Source organism: Bradyrhizobium sp. USDA 4449 (assembly GCF_054056275.1).
Map to the genome: position 1 here is coordinate 3,676,952 of NZ_JBSRYD010000001.1, position 15,401 is coordinate 3,692,352.

Consider the following 15,401-nt stretch of genomic DNA (forward strand, 5'->3'; position numbering starts at 1 on the left):
GAACACAAATGTCTTTCAAGAATCGTTCGATCGGCTTGGTGGCCGCGATCGTAGGCCTTGCTGGGATCGCGTCAACGGCCTGCGCTGACCAGCTCTCGGACATCATCCAGCGCAAGGAGCTGCGCTGCGGAACCTTCGCGGACGTTCCGCCATTTGCGGCGCCGGATGCCAAGACACGTGAGATGGTGGGCTTTGACGTCGACCTCTGCAAGGTGATCGCCCAACACTGGGGCGTTGTCGCCAAGGTCACGCCGCTCTCGGTCGAGGCACGCGTGCCAGAGGTCAAGCTCGGTCATGTCGACATCACGGTGGCGAACCTCGCCTACACGCTGGGCCGCGCCGAGCAGATCCAGTTTTCCGATCCCTATTACATCGCCAAGGAAATGCTGGCAGTGAAGGCGGGCGACCCCGGGACCGCCAAAGCCGACTTCAAGGGCAAGCGCCTGGCATCGACCAAAGGATCGACGTCGGAACTCGCGATCAAGATGAACGAATCCGACCCGCTGACTTTCGTCGATACCGGTTCGGCCTTCATGGCGGTTCAACAGAACAAGGCAGTCGGAATGGTGGCGAATACCATGACCATTACCAAGCTCGTCAGCCAGTCCAAGGAGGCGGGGCAGCCGCTGAAGATGATCGAGGAGCCCATGGTGCTTCAGCCGATCGGCATCGGCATGAAGAAGGACGAGCCGGCACTGCTCGCGAAGGTCAACGAGACCCTGCTCGAGATGGACAAGGCTGGGGAGATCAACCAGATCTGGGACAAGTGGCTCGGTCCGAGCACCGAATTCAAGATGACACGTACCGACAAGGTCGCGCCACTGAGCCAGCTGAAGTTCACGCCGCTCCCATGAGCGGGGAAGCGAAGTTCGTGGCTAGCTTCCCCGCGGCATCGCCGTCTTCTTGGCCGTGCCGATCATGACTTGCGTGTTCGCTGGTAGCGTTCTGGAAGGAATTGCATGCCTTGGGGAGGCATCTCTCGCATCCCCATACCGCTCGTCATGGACCATTTCTGCAGTCGTAGCTCCGTGCCAAGTACCTATCACCTCCAATATAATGCGGGTAGTTGGGATAGCGGCACATCGGACGGGACGCCTTCAGAGCAAAGGGCGGCGTGGCTTCCTTCACCGTCTGGATCAACGCGTCGGCCGGCGCGATGCCGTCGCTGGCCCAGTGGTCGAGCGGGTCGAGCAAGTCGACCATGGTCGGAATCGCGATGCCGTCCGGCACGGTTGCGCCGTTGCCGGTGTGGGTGGAGCCAGGCGAAAGATAAAGACGCGCCGAGCCATCTACTGTGGCCTGACCCAGTTTGGCCACGACCGACTGGAAATAGTTGATACCAGCGAGTGGGCTCTGCGCAAGGTCGGCCAGGTTCTCTCGCATGATCAGCTTGCCGCCATGGGCGAAGAACGCCGACAGATCGGGATTGGTGGAATCGAGCAACTTCGAGAGCTCCTCGACGCGGGCGTGGAGATTTTCCGGACGATAGCTCCGCACATCGAACTTGTCGTCACGTGCGATCATGAAGCGCACGGCATTCACGCCGTAGATCCAATGTTGCGAAGCCGTAGCCACATCTACTGGGTCGGTTGGCGGGGCCGTGCCGACAACCCAGCGTGCCATGGTGGATCGGTCGGGGTCGGGTGTCGTCTCGTTACCATAGAGCCATTGCGGATAGTCGGCGATGCCATTCGCCATCGCGAACGGGAAGGGATGCGGCGCATGAACCGCCTGGATGGAGGCGATCTGCGGATCCGACAGGCAGTTGTCGCCCGTATCTGTTCCACCAGGGCAGCGCAATGCGGCGAGGTTCACTTTGGGCTGGCAGGCGAATGTATTGCTGACGATACCATCGCGCAGGCCGTCAAGCTCGTCGCAAGCTTCCATCACGAACTTCGCCAGCATCTCCGTCTTTGCTGGATTGAGCCAGCCGCCGTCGAAGTGCGGCAGCACGTTCGGGATGTAGGACTGGAAGAGCATAGACAACTGCACTACCGGAACGACGCTGACGACGCCGTCATAATCGACCGGAAAGCGCTGAGCCATGGTGAGCCCTTCGCGGCCGCCTTCGGAGCCGCCGAAATAGTAGATCCTCGCCGGCCGCCTACGATAGAGCAGTTCGCTCAAAACTACGGCGACGTCGCGCACCTTTTTGTAGGATGCATAAGCATAGTTGGTCAGCATTTCGTCGTTGAGACCGAACTTGCCGATGGAGTCGCGCGGGAAGCTCGCGGCCTGGTGACCGGAATCGGTGCCGAGCGTGGCATAACCACGCACGATCGGCAGCACCTCGTCAGGCGCAGCATCGCGGAGGGGCGCAAGACCCGTGATCAGTGTGCCATTGTAGCCGCCACCCCCATATTGCAACAGCTTGCCGTTCCAGGCGACCGGCAAATTGAGCTCAAAGTTGATCAGCTGCGCCGACGGATCAACCGGGGAGATGCTGCCCAGTACCTTGCAGAAGTCGGGCGTCGCGGGCGTCTTAGCCTGCGCTGCAGCGCGGACGAAGCTTGCAGAAGCGACGACGGTGTTCCCGCTGGGAAGCCCGATCAACGTGGCTGGAATAGTCCTATCGGCCAGTCCCATGCAGGCGCGCTGAAATGCCTCGTCGGCGACTGAGGGGCCGCCGGTCAGCAGCACAACGAGCGCGCCAAGCGCGAGACTGTAAGCAGCGGCCGATCGGTGCCGCCTTGCGCGAGCAGGGCGGCCGTTCTTTCTGCCTATCACCATTCACTTCCTCGTTGTGGTTCTAGCGCGGAGCCCGATGCACGCGTTACTTCTCCCGCTAACCTGCCAACGTGTCAAATGTCTGAGATAGGCTTAGATAGCAGATCTCTTCGGTACGCTTCAGATGACCACCGTAATCTCCGGCATAGTCTCTCCGTCGCGAAGTCATGGGCCCCGCAGTCACCGCGTGTCTGCCAACCCTCGGCAATGTCCTTTACTAAATCCCTTCTTGTCGCGAGACGTCGGTTTTTGGGGATGGTGGGAAGTTAAACGCCGGATAGGGATGTCCGACCGCCTGCGTCGGAACCCCCCCCTCGCTGGCTGCAAGCTCCGCGATCCAAACTGTGACATCAACACGAGATTTTAAAACGCGGAGTGAGGGCTTAGCCAGGGCTTGACTCGCCGGAGAAAATTAGTCTAGTTATGCAAGTAACGGGTGAGCCCGACCTTCGTCGGTTGCCCAAGCCCGTCTCAGCCCAGAGAGGCAACGTGGAGGAAATTCGTATCGAGAGGCGGGACGGCGTTGCGCACGTGGTTCTAAACCGCCCAGCGATAAGGAACGCGGTCACGCTTGATATGTGGCGACAGCTCGCTGACATTTTCTCGGGCTACACCAGCGACCGGAATGTTCGCGGGGTCATTCTGAGTGGGGCGGGCAAGGACTTTTCCGTTGGCGCCGACATCTCCGAATTCGATCGCATCCGAGAAGACCGTCATCAGGCTGTGGCGTACGAAGTCGCAGTCGATGCCTGCTCGGGGGCAATTGCTGCGCTGGGAAAACCCGTCGTCGCGGCGATCGCCGGTTACTGCCTCGGGGGCGGCTGCCATCTCGCGCTCGCCTGCGATTTCCGATTCGCCAGCCGCACCGCAACAATCGGGATCCCGTCAGCCAAGCTTTCTATTGTCTACGGGGTGAACAGCGTTCAGCGGCTCCTGGCACTCACGGGGCTGTCGAATGCAAAGCGGATCCTTTATTCAGCCGACCGCTTCGGAGCAGAAGATGCCCTCCGACTAGGCTTGATCGACGAGCTTCACGAAGACGCCGTCGCAGCTGCAGAGGAGTTCCTGCGGCGCCTGTCCGTCAACGCGCCACTCTCGATCTCCGGTGCCAAGTTCATGTTGAACGGTCTTTCGATGGGTAACGGCGCGCTGGATCTCGCGGCGGCACAGCGGCTCGTCGACGAAGCGTCTGACAGTAGGGACTTCAAGGAGGGCCGCGACGCCTTCGTGCAGAAGAGACCACCACGCTTTCGCGGAAATTAATTCGGGATGGGGAAGGTTGGAGAAGGCCCATGAAGCCTGCCAAGTTTGACTATGTCTCGCCATCAACGGTCGAGGCCGCGATCGAAGCGCTTGTCGCCTCGAACGGAGAAGGGAAACTGCTGGCCGGCGGTCAGAGCCTTCTGCCACTCTTAAACTTCCGGATGGCGCGACCTTCGGTTCTGATCGATCTTAACCGCATCGGCGGGCTTTCCTACATTGAGCATCGGGAGGGGCGGATTGCGGTCGGGTCGCTAACGCGACATCGTGACCTGGAGCACTCGCCACTCATCGCTGCGAAGCTTCCGGTCATGTCGGCGGCGATGCGGCACGTGGCTCATCTGGCCATACGCAATCGGGGTACGATCGGCGGCAGCTTGTCCCATGCGGATCCTGCCGCCGAACTGCCGATGCTAGCAGTATTCTATGATGCAATGATATCCATTCGAGGACCGAATGGGCTTCGGAAGGTCGCTGCGGAGCAGTTCTTTGTCGATGCTCTGACGAATTGCCTGCAGCCGGACGAAATCGTCACCGAAGTCGATTTTCCAGTTCTTGATCAGGACGGGTGGGCATTCGAAGAAGTCGCCCGCCGCTTCGGCGATTTCGCGCTGGCTAGCATCGCTCTATCAGTCCGCCGCGCGGGTACCAGGCTTGAGGATGCGCGCGTCGCTGTGATGGGCGTGGCCGACACTCCGCTGCGCTTGAAGGCAGCCGAGCGGGAGCTCGTTGCATTGCCGCTCGACGACCAGGCTCCGGAACTCTTTTCCGACATCGTCGCGTCGAAGATTTCGCCAAACGACGATCTTCATGCATCGGGGGAGTACCGCGTCCATCTCCTAAAAGAGCTGTCCAGGCGCGCATTGCGCAAAGCACTCCGACAAAAGGAGAAAGCAGCATGACGGAGATCTCGGTCAGAGTGAACGGAGAGTGTTACAACGTCGCGGACGTTGAACCGCGCATGTTGTTGTCCGACTTTTTGCGCGATCGGCTGGGCCTCACCGGTACGCATGTCGGCTGTGAGCACGGTGTCTGCGGCGCCTGCACCATTCTCGTGAATGGCGATAGCGCGCGCTCCTGCCTTATGCTGGCAGTCCAGACGGATGGCGCCGAAATTGTAACCATCGAAGGACTTGGCTCGCCCGACGAGCTCAACGTCTTGCAAGCGCAGTTCCGTGAGCATCACGGACTCCAGTGCGGCTATTGCACGCCGGGCATGCTGATGACCGGCGAGGACATGCTTCGAAAGTATCCGCTGGCGACGGATGAGGACATCAGAGAGGGCCTTTCCGGCAATCTCTGCCGCTGCACAGGCTACCAGAATATCGTGACTGCGATCCGCAGTGCCGCCGCGATGCGCGCGGAGAAAAAATCATGAAGTTGAACTTTCTCACCGCCGGACACCTCCGGATGAAGAAGAGCATCTACGTGGCCGGCGCAGATCGCAACGAGACGATCGACCTTCCGGTCAGCTGTGCGCTTATCCGGCATAAGCAGGGTAGCCTTCTGTTCGACACCGGATGCCATCCGGCCGTAGTCGATGATGCTGAGGGACGGTGGGGACCGCTCGCGAAAGTCATGAGGCCGATGATGCGAGCGGAGGAGACACTCCTGGCGAGCCTGGCTTGCACGGGCCTCGGGCCTGATGACATCGACATCGTGGTCAATTCGCACTTTCACCCGGATCATTGCGGCTGCAATCAGTTCTTCCGAAAAGCGACGATTTTCGCTCACGCCAAGGAGATCGAGGCAGCGAAGGCACCTGGCGCCGATAGTGCGGGATACCTCAAAGCCGACTGGGATTACGGACACCCCATCGAGCCTGTGAACGGCGAGAAAGATCTGTTCGGTGATTCCAGCGTGGTGTTGGTTCCTCTTCCAGGCCACACCCCTGGCACTATGGGCGCACTGGTCAGCATGGACCGGGACGGCGAGTTCCTGCTTGCGTCCGATGCTGTCAGCCTACGCCAGAACCTCGATGCGGACGCAGCCCCTCGTAACACTTGGAACGTCGAGCAGCAGATGAAGACGTTCGCGGAGGTTCGCAGAATCGAGACGTCCGGCGCTACCGTGATCTGCGGACACGACTACGCGCAATGGCAAGGCTTGCGCAAAGGTGGTGAGGGCTATGAATAGAGATCACCGCGCCAACGCTTCCGACGTGCTGCGCCCCAAGAACGTCGGCGCACCGATCAGGCGTACCGAGGATCCCCGCTTGCTGGCGGGCAACGGTGAATACACCGCAGATCGCAGGCCGGATCGGCCGTTACATATCGCCTTCCTGCGCAGCGCACAGGCGCATGCCAGAATTGTGCGCGTCGGCATCGCCGCCGCTCTGAAGGCGCCTGGTGTCATCACGGTGCTGACCGCGGAGGAAATTTCCGGCGACTTCAAACCGGTCGTCCCGTTCTCTCGGACGCCGAACTACTACGCAACTCCGATTCTACCGCTTGCCTCGGGAAAAGTCCGCTATGTCGGAGAGGCGGTCGCTGCCGTCGTCGCGACCTCACGCTACCTGGCCGAGGACGCGGTCGAATTGATCGAGGTCGACTACGAACCGCTGACCCCGCTCGCGCGCGCAGAGGTGGCGGTCGCCGAGGGGGCGGCTCTGCTGCATGAGGAGGCTGGGACGAATGTCCTGATTGCTCGAGAGTTCAAGAAGGGGGATGTTGCGGCCGACCTGGCAGCTGCTGCCGTGAGGGTAGGTGGGCGCTTCGAAATGACCCGCAAGGCGGCGCTCGCGATGGAGCCGCGGAGCTATTCTGCGGAGTACGACAAGCGAAGAGACGCGCTCACGCTCTACACGTCATCGAACATTCCGGGAATTGTACGTGATGCCATTTCGGGGTCGCTGTCACTTCCAGGCCATCGCTTGAGGGTGGTCGCCCCCGACGTCGGTGGTAGCTTCGGTTCGAAGGGATCCCTTTATCCAGAAGAACTCTTGATGTGCATCGCCGCGCGCAAGCTGCGCCGGTCGATTAAATGGACGGCAGACCGGCTTGAGGACGTCAGCAGTAGCAGCCAGGCCTTTGCAGAGATCGTCGATGCCGAGATGGGCTTCGACGCTAACGGTCTGGCCATCGCGCTGAAAGCAGACGTGATCGGCGACGTGGGCGCCTTCTCGATCTATCCATGGACCTGCGGCCTGGAGCCGGTGCAGGTCGTCAGCTTTCTGCCCGGGCCCTACAAGATACGATCCTACCGCGGCGCGGTTCGCGGCGTCGCAACGTGCAAGCCCCCGACCGGTCCCTACCGGGGCGTTGGTCGGCCCGTTTCGACCTTTGTCTGCGAGCGCTTGATGGACATGGGCGCCAAGGCGCTCGGGATTGATCCGCTTGAGATCAGGCGCCGCAACCTGGTACGGAGTGAGGAATTTCCATACCGCATCGCGTCCGGCATCATTTGGGACAAGACCGGCTTCATCGAGTGCTTGGAAGCCGCCGCTGAGGCAGCGGGTTACGATCAGCTGCGAAAGCAGCAGTCGGAGGCCCGCAAACGCGGGCGACTTTTCGGCATCGGCATCGCTTCCTATGCAGAACTGACGGGGATCGGCTCTCGCATTGCGGTGGCGCCTGGTATGCCGATCAATACGGGCTCCGAAACCGCAAAGATTACAATCGATTCGACTGGAGGCATCACCGCAGCGTTCGGGGTCGCCTCCCACGGCCAAGGGCTCGAGACAACTCTGGCGCAGATCGTCGCCGACGACCTCGGTGCTCGTTTCGAAGACATTCGTGTCATTCAGGGTGATACCGACGAGGTCCCGATGTCGACGGGGACCTACGCAAGCCGTAGCGCTGTGCTCGGCGGTGGTGCCGCGAAGCACGCTTCTGAGATCCTTAAGGGAAAGGTCAAGCGAGTTGCATCGCATCTTCTGGAGACCAGCGCCGACGACCTGGAGATTTCCGAAGGCAAGGTGACCGTGCTCGGGACCGATCGCGCGGTGTCTTTCAAGCAGATCGCAAAGGCCGTCTATTCCGATATGAAGACCTTGCCGGTCGAGGCACGGGAGGAACTGACGGCGAGCTACACCTATGACCCAGTCAACGGCACAACCGCAGCAGCAACTCACATAGCTGCCGTCGAAATCGATCCGGCGACGTGCTTTGTGAAGATACACAAGTTTGTTGTCGCCGAAGATTGCGGCCAGATCATCAATCCGATGATTGTCGATGGTCAGGTTCACGGCGGCGTAGCACAAGGGATCGGCGCGGCGCTGTTCGAAGAGCTGATCTACGATGACGATGGTCAATTGCTCACCGCAAGCCTCGTCGATTACGTGATTCCGTCCGCGCCGGAAGTGCCGACCATGGATGTCGTCCACGTCCAAAGCGAGTCTGCAGTGTCCGGCGGATTCCGCGGCATGGGCGAAGGCGGAACAATCGGCGCGCCGGCGGCGATCGCTAACGCCATAGCCGATGCGCTATCGCCGCTCGATATCGACATCTCGATTCTTCCGATGACGCCGGAACGCATCTTCAGGCTTATTCAGGACGCCAAGCTCACAGCAAAGGGAAAACCATGACCGACCTAAAGGGACGTATAGCGCTTGTAACGGGAGGTGGCCGCGACGTCGGCGCCGCAATCTGCAGGATGCTGGCTGACGGTGGCGCATCGGTCGCCGTGAATTACCACAGCTCGCAAGCTGACGCAGAAGCTGTCGTTACCGAGATCAAAAATGCAGGCGGAAAAGCGAAAGCCTATCAAGCCGACATAGCCAATGCGAACGTCGTGAAGAAGATGGTCGATGACGTCAAGAGTGACTTCGGCGGCCTCGACATTCTCGTCAACAACGCTGGACTGGTGTTCCGAAAGAAGTTCAATGAGAGCACGCCGGAGGATTGGAAGAAGCAGATTGACACCTGCCTTTACGGCGCATTGAACTGCTCGCATAGTGCCGGACCACTGCTTGAGGCGTCAGGCTGCGGGCGCATCATATCGATCATGGGCGACTCATCGCGGGTCGGCGAATCGGGCCTCGCGCTTGGCGCGGCCGCGCGTGCCGGCACCATCGCGCTCATGAAATCGCTCGCTCGTGAATGGGGCCGTTCTGGAGTTACCGCGAACTCGATCTCGCTAGGCCTGATCGAGACCGCACACGACAAGGTCTGGGTGGAAGCCAATCGCGACAAGCTCGTCAAAGCTTACGCCATTCGCCGTCTGGGCCTGCCTTCGGACGTGGCCCCACTGGTCAGTTTGCTCGCGTCCGACGCCGGCGCCTGGATCACCGGCCAGGTGATCAGCGTGAACGGCGGATATTCGATGGTCTAAAAGGGGGACGGCGATGCTGCAAGTTGATCTGATCGCGCCGATCGCGACGCTCCTCAATCGTCACGCAAAGAGCCGACCGGAGCAGGTGGCATATTGGGATTCGACGCGGTCCATCACTTACGAGCAGCTCGCCGACCGCACAGCCTCCATCGCGGCGGGTCTGACAAGAGCCGGCTTGAAGGAAGGCGACAGGCTGGCGATCTACTTGCCGAATGGAGTGGACTGGATCGAAGCCTGCTTCGCCGCCTTGCGCGCCGGCGCAGTCGTGGTGCCGATCAGCTTTGAGGCAGCTGAGGGCGAGGTCAGCTATCGCCTGACCGATGCCGATTGCGGTGTTATCGTCACGACGGGGTCGCGCAAGCATCTGCTGGATAAGGTCTTTAGGGACGCGAGTATCTCACCGACCGTGATCTTCGCTCAGAACGATGCCGACAGCGCCGGAGTATCGATGGCGAACCTCGCCAAGGACCAAGGTGCGGCGTCGCTGGATCCGGCTGACATCGATCGGTGCTCGTTCATCATCTACACGTCGGGCACCACGGGGCGGGCCAAGGGTGTTCTGCTGTCGATCCGTGGCATGCTTTGGGTCTCAGCAGCTTGCTGGGGGCCGATTGCGGAATTGACAAGCGACGACGTGATCCTATCGCCTCTGCCGCTCTTCCATTCCTACGGTCTCAATCTCTCGGTTCTCGGCGTTCTCGCGCTTGGCGCCAGTGAGCACATCATGGAGCGCTTCTCCCCACAGCAGGCGCTCGAGCTGCTAGGGACTGGCAAATATTCGATCATGCCGGGCGTGCCGACGATGTTCCACTACCTTTTGCTCCGCGCGCAGGAAGCCGGCATCGAGCGGCTCGGATCCGTGCGTCTGTGCATCTCGGCGGGAGCGATCATGCTTGCGACCCTGAACAAAGCCTTCGAGAAACGGTTCAAGACGCGGCTCCTCGACGGATACGGCATCACCGAGACATCCACGATGGTGACAATGAATTGGCTGCACGGCGGCAGACCGATGGGATCCTGCGGCCTTCCCGTGCCTGGCCTCGCGGTCCGCATCGTGGATCCTTCCTCGCTGGAGGACGTTCCGATCGGGGAGGAAGGCGAACTCATCGTCCGCGGACCGAACCTCATGCTGGGCTATCACAACAAGCCGACGGAAACCGCATCGGCGCTGCGCAAGGGTTGGTACCATACGGGCGACCTCGCAAAATCGGACCCTTCGGGCTATCTGACGATCACCGGCCGGATCAAGGAGCTGATCATCCGTGGCGGCCAGAACATCGCGCCGGCGGAGATCGAGGAAGTGGTGGTGAAACACCCCCAGGTCAGGGATTGCGCAGTCGTCGGAATGCGGCACGCGACCCTTGGCGAGGTACCGTGCCTCTTCGTGGTCGCCAATGACGAGGCTCTCGACGTGCCCGCGCTGCTGGAGCATTGCAGGGCCCATCTCTCGTCATACAAGATCCCGGAATCCACGCATCTCGTTGGAGAAATTCCGCGCACCGGGTCCGGCAAAATCATGCGTTTCAAGCTCGTCGAGGCTTTGAGCAAGCAGGCTTGAGCGGCTTGAGCCTTCAGTCGACGGAGCGTGGACCCAGCGCGCCATAGGATTTCGGGTCGTAGGCAAGGCGATATCGCATGTCGGCAGCTACGATGGGAGTCTTGCATCGGTCGCAGTTGACGACAGGATCAAAGTCGTGACCGCACTTGATGTGCGTGAGGACAAGAGGCGGCTTTCCTTTCGACAGCCATCGATCCCCCCATCGCAGCATGGCGATGAACGGACCGTAAAGCTCCAGACCCATCTCGGTCAGGAGGTATTCATAGCGGTCGGGAGAGCTCTGATACTGCCGGCGCCGGAGCACTCCGTTGGCAACTAAGCGATTCAACCGATCGGTCAGGATATTGGGGGCGATTGCGAGCTCATTGAGGATCTTATCGTAACGGCGATTACCGAAGAATCCTTCGCGGACAACCATGAAACTCCATTTGTCGCCAATTATTTCGAGCGCGCGGGATACCGAGCTCGGACGGCCGAGCACGAAGCGGCTTCCCTCAGAGGGGCGCCGTGTGTTGCGGCCAGGCTTGGCCGGACAACGCCCGGCACCAGGCCCATCGCGATATTTGACTTCTCGAGCTGGCACCTTTTCCCCGCAATGGGAGCACGTGACGACCGGGTGACTCTCGCAGCCGCAGGTCGCATGGACAAGCGTCAGCGGCGGCGGCTTACCCTTGGATAGCCAGCGATCACCGAACTGCATGAGCGCAATAAAGCTCGGATAAAGGTCGAAGCCCATTTTCGTCAGCCTGTACTCCTTCCTCTGTGAAGAGCCGGGCGCAACCTGACGGAAGATCGCGAGCTGCGTCAGTTTTCTGAGCCGATCTGTCAGCGTCGCGCGAGGAATGCCGAGCGCCGATCGAAAGGCTTCAAACGTCTGTGTTCCGAAAAATGCCTCGCGAATGATCAGGAAAGCCCAGGCGTCGGAGACAATGTCCAACGTACGGGCGACAGAGCAGTTGCGCTCGGTTCGGCCGGCTGCGGTGCGGGGCGAGGCCGCTGTCGCCTTCGATTTGGTCGCGGTTCTTTGGATTTTGGCGGCAACAGGCATCCGGATCGGTCCGTTCAAACAGCTGCCACGGCCGGACAGCCCTGAAAAGTCGCGCAGCTGTAGCACACCGGCGCGATTGACTCGTCGAAAAGTTCAGTCTAGTTATGCATGTAACATTAGTCTAGTTATGATAGTAATTAGGGAATGGAAAGATAACCCTGGGGAGGAACGTCATGAAGCGGAGCGTGGAAATTGGCCTGATTGCAACGGCGGCAATCCTGACGATGAGCGTCAGCGCCAATGCTCAGACAGGGGCTGTCTCGGACGACGTGGTGAAGATCGGTGTTCTAACCGACATGTCGGGGCAGTTCTCGCACGAGTCTGGTGAAGGCGCGGTGACTGCGATCAAGATGGCGGTCGAAGACTTCGGTGGCAAGGTGCTGGGGAAGCCGATCGAGGTCATCGTCGCGGATCATCAGAACAAGCCTGACACGGCCTCCGCATTGGCGCGCAAATGGTTCGATGTCGAGAAGGTTGACATGATCGGCAACCTCATCAATTCCTCGATCGCACTTACTGTTTCCGGGCTTGCGAAGGACAAGAACCGGATCGCCATTATCAATGGCTCCGGATCGTCCCGTCTGACGGGGGATGCATGTACGCCGAACAGCATCCACTACTCCTATGACACCTATGCGCTCGCCCGCGGGACCGGAACTGCGCTAGCTAAAGAAGGCAAGAAGTCCTGGTACTTCCTGACCGCGGACTATGCCTTCGGCCACGCTTTGGAAGCCGACACCTCAGCCGTAGTGAAGGCGATGGGTGGTGAAGTCCTGGGATCGACCCGATACCCGCCCGAATCCTTCGATCAGTCCTCGTTCCTGCTCCAGGCGCAGGCGTCGAAAGCCCAGGTCGTCGCGTTGGCAGGCTCCGGCAACGTTCTAGTCAATTCGATCAAGTCTGCGCAGGAATTTGGGATTCAACAGCAGCAAACGTTGGCTGGCCTGCTCGTCTGGGAAACCGACATCAAGGCCCTCGGCCTTTCCGTCGCGAAAGGGCTGGTATTGACGAATGCTTTCTACTGGGATCGTGACGACGAGACCCCCGCGTGGTCGAAACGGTTCTTCGATAGGATGAAGGTGATGCCGCACATGGGCGATGCTGGCGACTATTCGTCCACCATGCACTATCTGCGTGCAGTCGAAGCGGCGGGCACCGACGAAGCGCAGGCGGTCATGAAAAAGATGCGCGAGATGCCCATCAATGATTTCTTTGCCAAAAACGGGCGCATCCGAGAGGACGGCCGCATGGTGCACGATATGTACGTATACGAGGTCAAGAAGCCGTCGGAATCGAAGGGAGCCTGGGATTTCTACAAGCTTCGCGAAGTGATCCCGGGCGATCAGGCGTTCCGTCCGCTCAAGGACAGCACCTGCCCGTTGGTACGGAAAGGTTGACACGTAGAGCCGGGGCTCGGGTCCGCAATCCGACCGGTCCAGCATTTAAGGAGCCATTTCGATGGATCAGAAAGTTGTCGCAGCGACCTCGGCTGGAATGCCCAATCGGATTCGTACCGGGGCTGAATACATCGAGAGCCTCCGCGGACGCAGATTGGCCGTCTACTTAATGGGCGAGCTGGTCGACGAGCCTGTCGACCATCCTGTGATTCGACCTTCCATCAATGCGGTCGCAAGAACCTATGACCTCGCGAACGAGGATCCTGCCCTCGCGTCGGCAATCTCGCCGTTCACCGGCAGCGACGTAAATCGGTTTCTCCATATTTCGCAAAGCCCAGCCGATCTTGTGATGCAGAACAAGATGCAGCGTCGTCTGGGTCAACTAACAGGAACGTGCTTCCAGCGTTGCGTGGGTATGGATGCACTCAACTCGCTGCACTCTGTGACCTACGATGTGGATGCCAAACACGGCACACCATATCATGCACGTTTCACGCAGTTCCTCGCACGTATGCAGGCGCTGAACCTCGTCATCGGCGGAGCGATGACCGATGTCAAGGGAGATCGTGGCCAGTCCCCCTCTCAGCAGGCGGATCCTGATCTGTTCCTGCACGTGGTCCGTCGCACGCCTGAGGGCGTTTACGTCCGAGGAGCGAAGGCGCACCAAACAGGGTGCTTAAACTCGCATTGGTTGATCGTAATGCCGACCATGAGACTAGAGGCGGCAGACAAGGACTATGCGATTGTCGGCGCCATTCCGGTCGATGCTGCGGGTGTTACCTACGTTTACGGCCGGCAGTCTTGTGATACGCGAAGCAGCGAAAGCGGAGACATCGACGCCGGCAACGCGCAATTTGCAGGTCAAGAAGCGATGATCATCTTCGAGGATGTCTTCATTTCAAACCAACACGTTTTCCTCGACGGTGAGTTCGAATTTGCGTCGACGCTGGTTGAGAGATTCACCTGCTACCACCGCCGCAGCTACGTCTGCAAAACGGGCGTGGGCGACGTCCTGATCGGAGCCGCGGCGACAATCGCTGACTACAACGGGGTCGAACGCGCCTCGCATATCCGGGATAAACTCGTCGAGATGACCCACCTCAACGAGACGATCTACGGGGCAGGCATCGCGGCGAGCCATCAAGGAACCGCGATGAAGTCCGGTGCCTACTTGCCGGACGAAATGCTGGCAAATGTCTGCAAGCATCACGTCACGCGGCTACCCTACGAAATTGGCCGGCTGGCGCAGGATCTCGCCGGCGGCCTAATGGTGACGCTGCCGTCCGAGCGCGAACTCAGGCATGAGAAGATCGGTCCGATGATCGAGAAGTACCTGAAGGGACGGCCCGAGATCGCAACGGAGGACCGAATTCGCATCCTTCGCCTCGTGGAGAACATGACTCTCGGCAGGAACGCGGTGGGCTATCTGACGGAGTCCATGCATGGCGCCGGCTCGCCGCAGGCCCAGCGTATCCAGATCGCGCGATCCATGCAGATCGAATTTAAGAAGGATTTGGCCAAAGCGCTTGCAGGCATTTCGTCTGCATTGCGCGCGGAGATCGAGACCGATCTATCGACTTACATGGCCCGGGTCTTTGCGCCTGTTCCCAACTGATCCGCAGATGATGACATACCTCGTCCATTTTGGAGACGCCAATGGCAATGACAATGAGCGGAGAGATCCAGCTCGCCGCCTCCCGCGAAGTCGTTTGGACCAAATTGAACGACCCCGCCGTCTTGAAGATTTGTATTCCCGGATGCGAGGAGTTGGAGAGTATCGACGGTGAGGGATTTCGTGCGGTCGCAAAGATGAAGGTGGGACCCGTTTCCGCGCGATTCAGAGGTAGGGTCACTCTGACCGACCTCGATCCACCAAAAAGTTACAATATCGTTGGAGAGGGGGAGGGCGGCGTCGCAGGCTTTGCGAAAGGTGGCGCAAAGGTCAATCTGATCGAACTGGATAATGGCACGCTCCTGACCTATCAGGTCGACGCGCAAATCGGCGGGAAGCTCGCACAGCTCGGGCAGCGGCTCATCAACGGCACGGCAAAGAAGCTCGCGGACGAGTTTTTCGCCAATTTTGCGCGAGCACTTGAGCCGAATAACCACAGCCCATGCAGCTAATCCCTGCGCTCGGCGC

Annotated in this window: 13 protein-coding genes; 11 read left to right on the forward strand and 2 right to left on the reverse strand. The window is 59.9% G+C overall.

All coding sequences use genetic code 11. From position 1 onward, the window contains the following. Positions 1–8 precede the first annotated feature (8 nt). Positions 9–854, forward strand: coding sequence for an ABC transporter substrate-binding protein (locus ACVIIW_RS17105; protein ID WP_456701784.1), 846 nt, complete (start codon positions 9–11; stop codon positions 852–854). Between the two features lie 145 nt (positions 855–999). Here ACVIIW_RS17105 and ACVIIW_RS17110 read toward each other — a convergent pair whose 3' ends face one another. Then, complete coding sequence (locus ACVIIW_RS17110; RefSeq protein ID WP_456701785.1) at positions 1,000–2,640, reverse strand: tannase/feruloyl esterase family alpha/beta hydrolase; 1,641 nt, start codon at positions 2,638–2,640, stop codon at positions 1,000–1,002. Positions 2,641–3,216: 576 nt separating this feature from the next. Between ACVIIW_RS17110 and ACVIIW_RS17115 the strand changes: the two genes are divergently transcribed. Genes ACVIIW_RS17115 through ACVIIW_RS17145 form a run of 7 tightly spaced genes read left to right on the forward strand, consistent with a single transcriptional unit; the run spans position 3,217 to position 10,816 of the window. Then, the gene (locus tag ACVIIW_RS17115) at positions 3,217–3,990 is read left to right on the forward strand and encodes an enoyl-CoA hydratase-related protein (protein ID WP_456701786.1); all 774 of its coding nucleotides are present in this window, start codon (positions 3,217–3,219) and stop codon (positions 3,988–3,990) included. Positions 3,991–4,019: 29 nt separating this feature from the next. Next, positions 4,020–4,889: an FAD binding domain-containing protein gene (locus tag ACVIIW_RS17120; RefSeq protein WP_456701787.1), complete on the forward strand. Its 870-nt coding sequence runs from the start codon at positions 4,020–4,022 to the stop codon at positions 4,887–4,889. Beyond that, entirely contained in the window at positions 4,886–5,365 is a 480-nt protein-coding gene (locus tag ACVIIW_RS17125; RefSeq protein ID WP_456701788.1) for a (2Fe-2S)-binding protein, read from the forward strand. The genes ACVIIW_RS17120 and ACVIIW_RS17125 overlap by 4 nt, the downstream gene beginning before the upstream one ends. Further along, positions 5,362–6,123: an N-acyl homoserine lactonase family protein gene (locus ACVIIW_RS17130; protein WP_456701789.1), complete on the forward strand. Its 762-nt coding sequence runs from the start codon at positions 5,362–5,364 to the stop codon at positions 6,121–6,123. Before ACVIIW_RS17125 ends, ACVIIW_RS17130 begins: the two co-directional genes overlap by 4 nt. Further along, entirely contained in the window at positions 6,116–8,512 is a 2,397-nt protein-coding gene (locus ACVIIW_RS17135; protein ID WP_456701790.1) for a xanthine dehydrogenase family protein molybdopterin-binding subunit, read from the forward strand. Before ACVIIW_RS17130 ends, ACVIIW_RS17135 begins: the two co-directional genes overlap by 8 nt. Continuing rightward, positions 8,509–9,258 (forward strand): SDR family NAD(P)-dependent oxidoreductase, encoded by a 750-nt coding sequence (locus ACVIIW_RS17140; protein ID WP_456701791.1) that lies wholly within the window; start codon positions 8,509–8,511, stop codon positions 9,256–9,258. Before ACVIIW_RS17135 ends, ACVIIW_RS17140 begins: the two co-directional genes overlap by 4 nt. A gap of 13 nt (positions 9,259–9,271) precedes the next feature. Further along, entirely contained in the window at positions 9,272–10,816 is a 1,545-nt protein-coding gene (locus ACVIIW_RS17145; protein WP_456701792.1) for a class I adenylate-forming enzyme family protein, read from the forward strand. Positions 10,817–10,829: 13 nt separating this feature from the next. Here the strand turns inward: ACVIIW_RS17145 and ACVIIW_RS17150 are convergent, their stop codons facing one another. Continuing rightward, positions 10,830–11,864 carry a winged helix-turn-helix transcriptional regulator gene (locus ACVIIW_RS17150; RefSeq protein WP_456701793.1) on the reverse strand — a complete coding sequence of 345 codons (1,035 nt, stop codon included), beginning with the start codon at positions 11,862–11,864 and terminating at the stop codon, positions 10,830–10,832. 173 nt (positions 11,865–12,037) lie between these two features. On the opposite strand from ACVIIW_RS17150, the gene ACVIIW_RS17155 reads away from it, so the two are divergent. The 3 genes from ACVIIW_RS17155 to ACVIIW_RS17165 all read left to right on the forward strand — a co-directional run bounded on the left by ACVIIW_RS17155 (position 12,038) and on the right by ACVIIW_RS17165 (position 15,385). After that, positions 12,038–13,261 (forward strand): ABC transporter substrate-binding protein, encoded by a 1,224-nt coding sequence (locus tag ACVIIW_RS17155; protein WP_456701794.1) that lies wholly within the window; start codon positions 12,038–12,040, stop codon positions 13,259–13,261. A gap of 61 nt (positions 13,262–13,322) precedes the next feature. Next, the gene (locus ACVIIW_RS17160) at positions 13,323–14,876 is read left to right on the forward strand and encodes a 4-hydroxyphenylacetate 3-hydroxylase family protein (RefSeq protein ID WP_456701795.1); all 1,554 of its coding nucleotides are present in this window, start codon (positions 13,323–13,325) and stop codon (positions 14,874–14,876) included. Between the two features lie 41 nt (positions 14,877–14,917). Further along, positions 14,918–15,385, forward strand: a complete 468-nt coding sequence (locus ACVIIW_RS17165; protein ID WP_456701796.1) for an SRPBCC family protein — start codon at positions 14,918–14,920, stop codon at positions 15,383–15,385. Positions 15,386–15,401 lie beyond the last annotated feature (16 nt).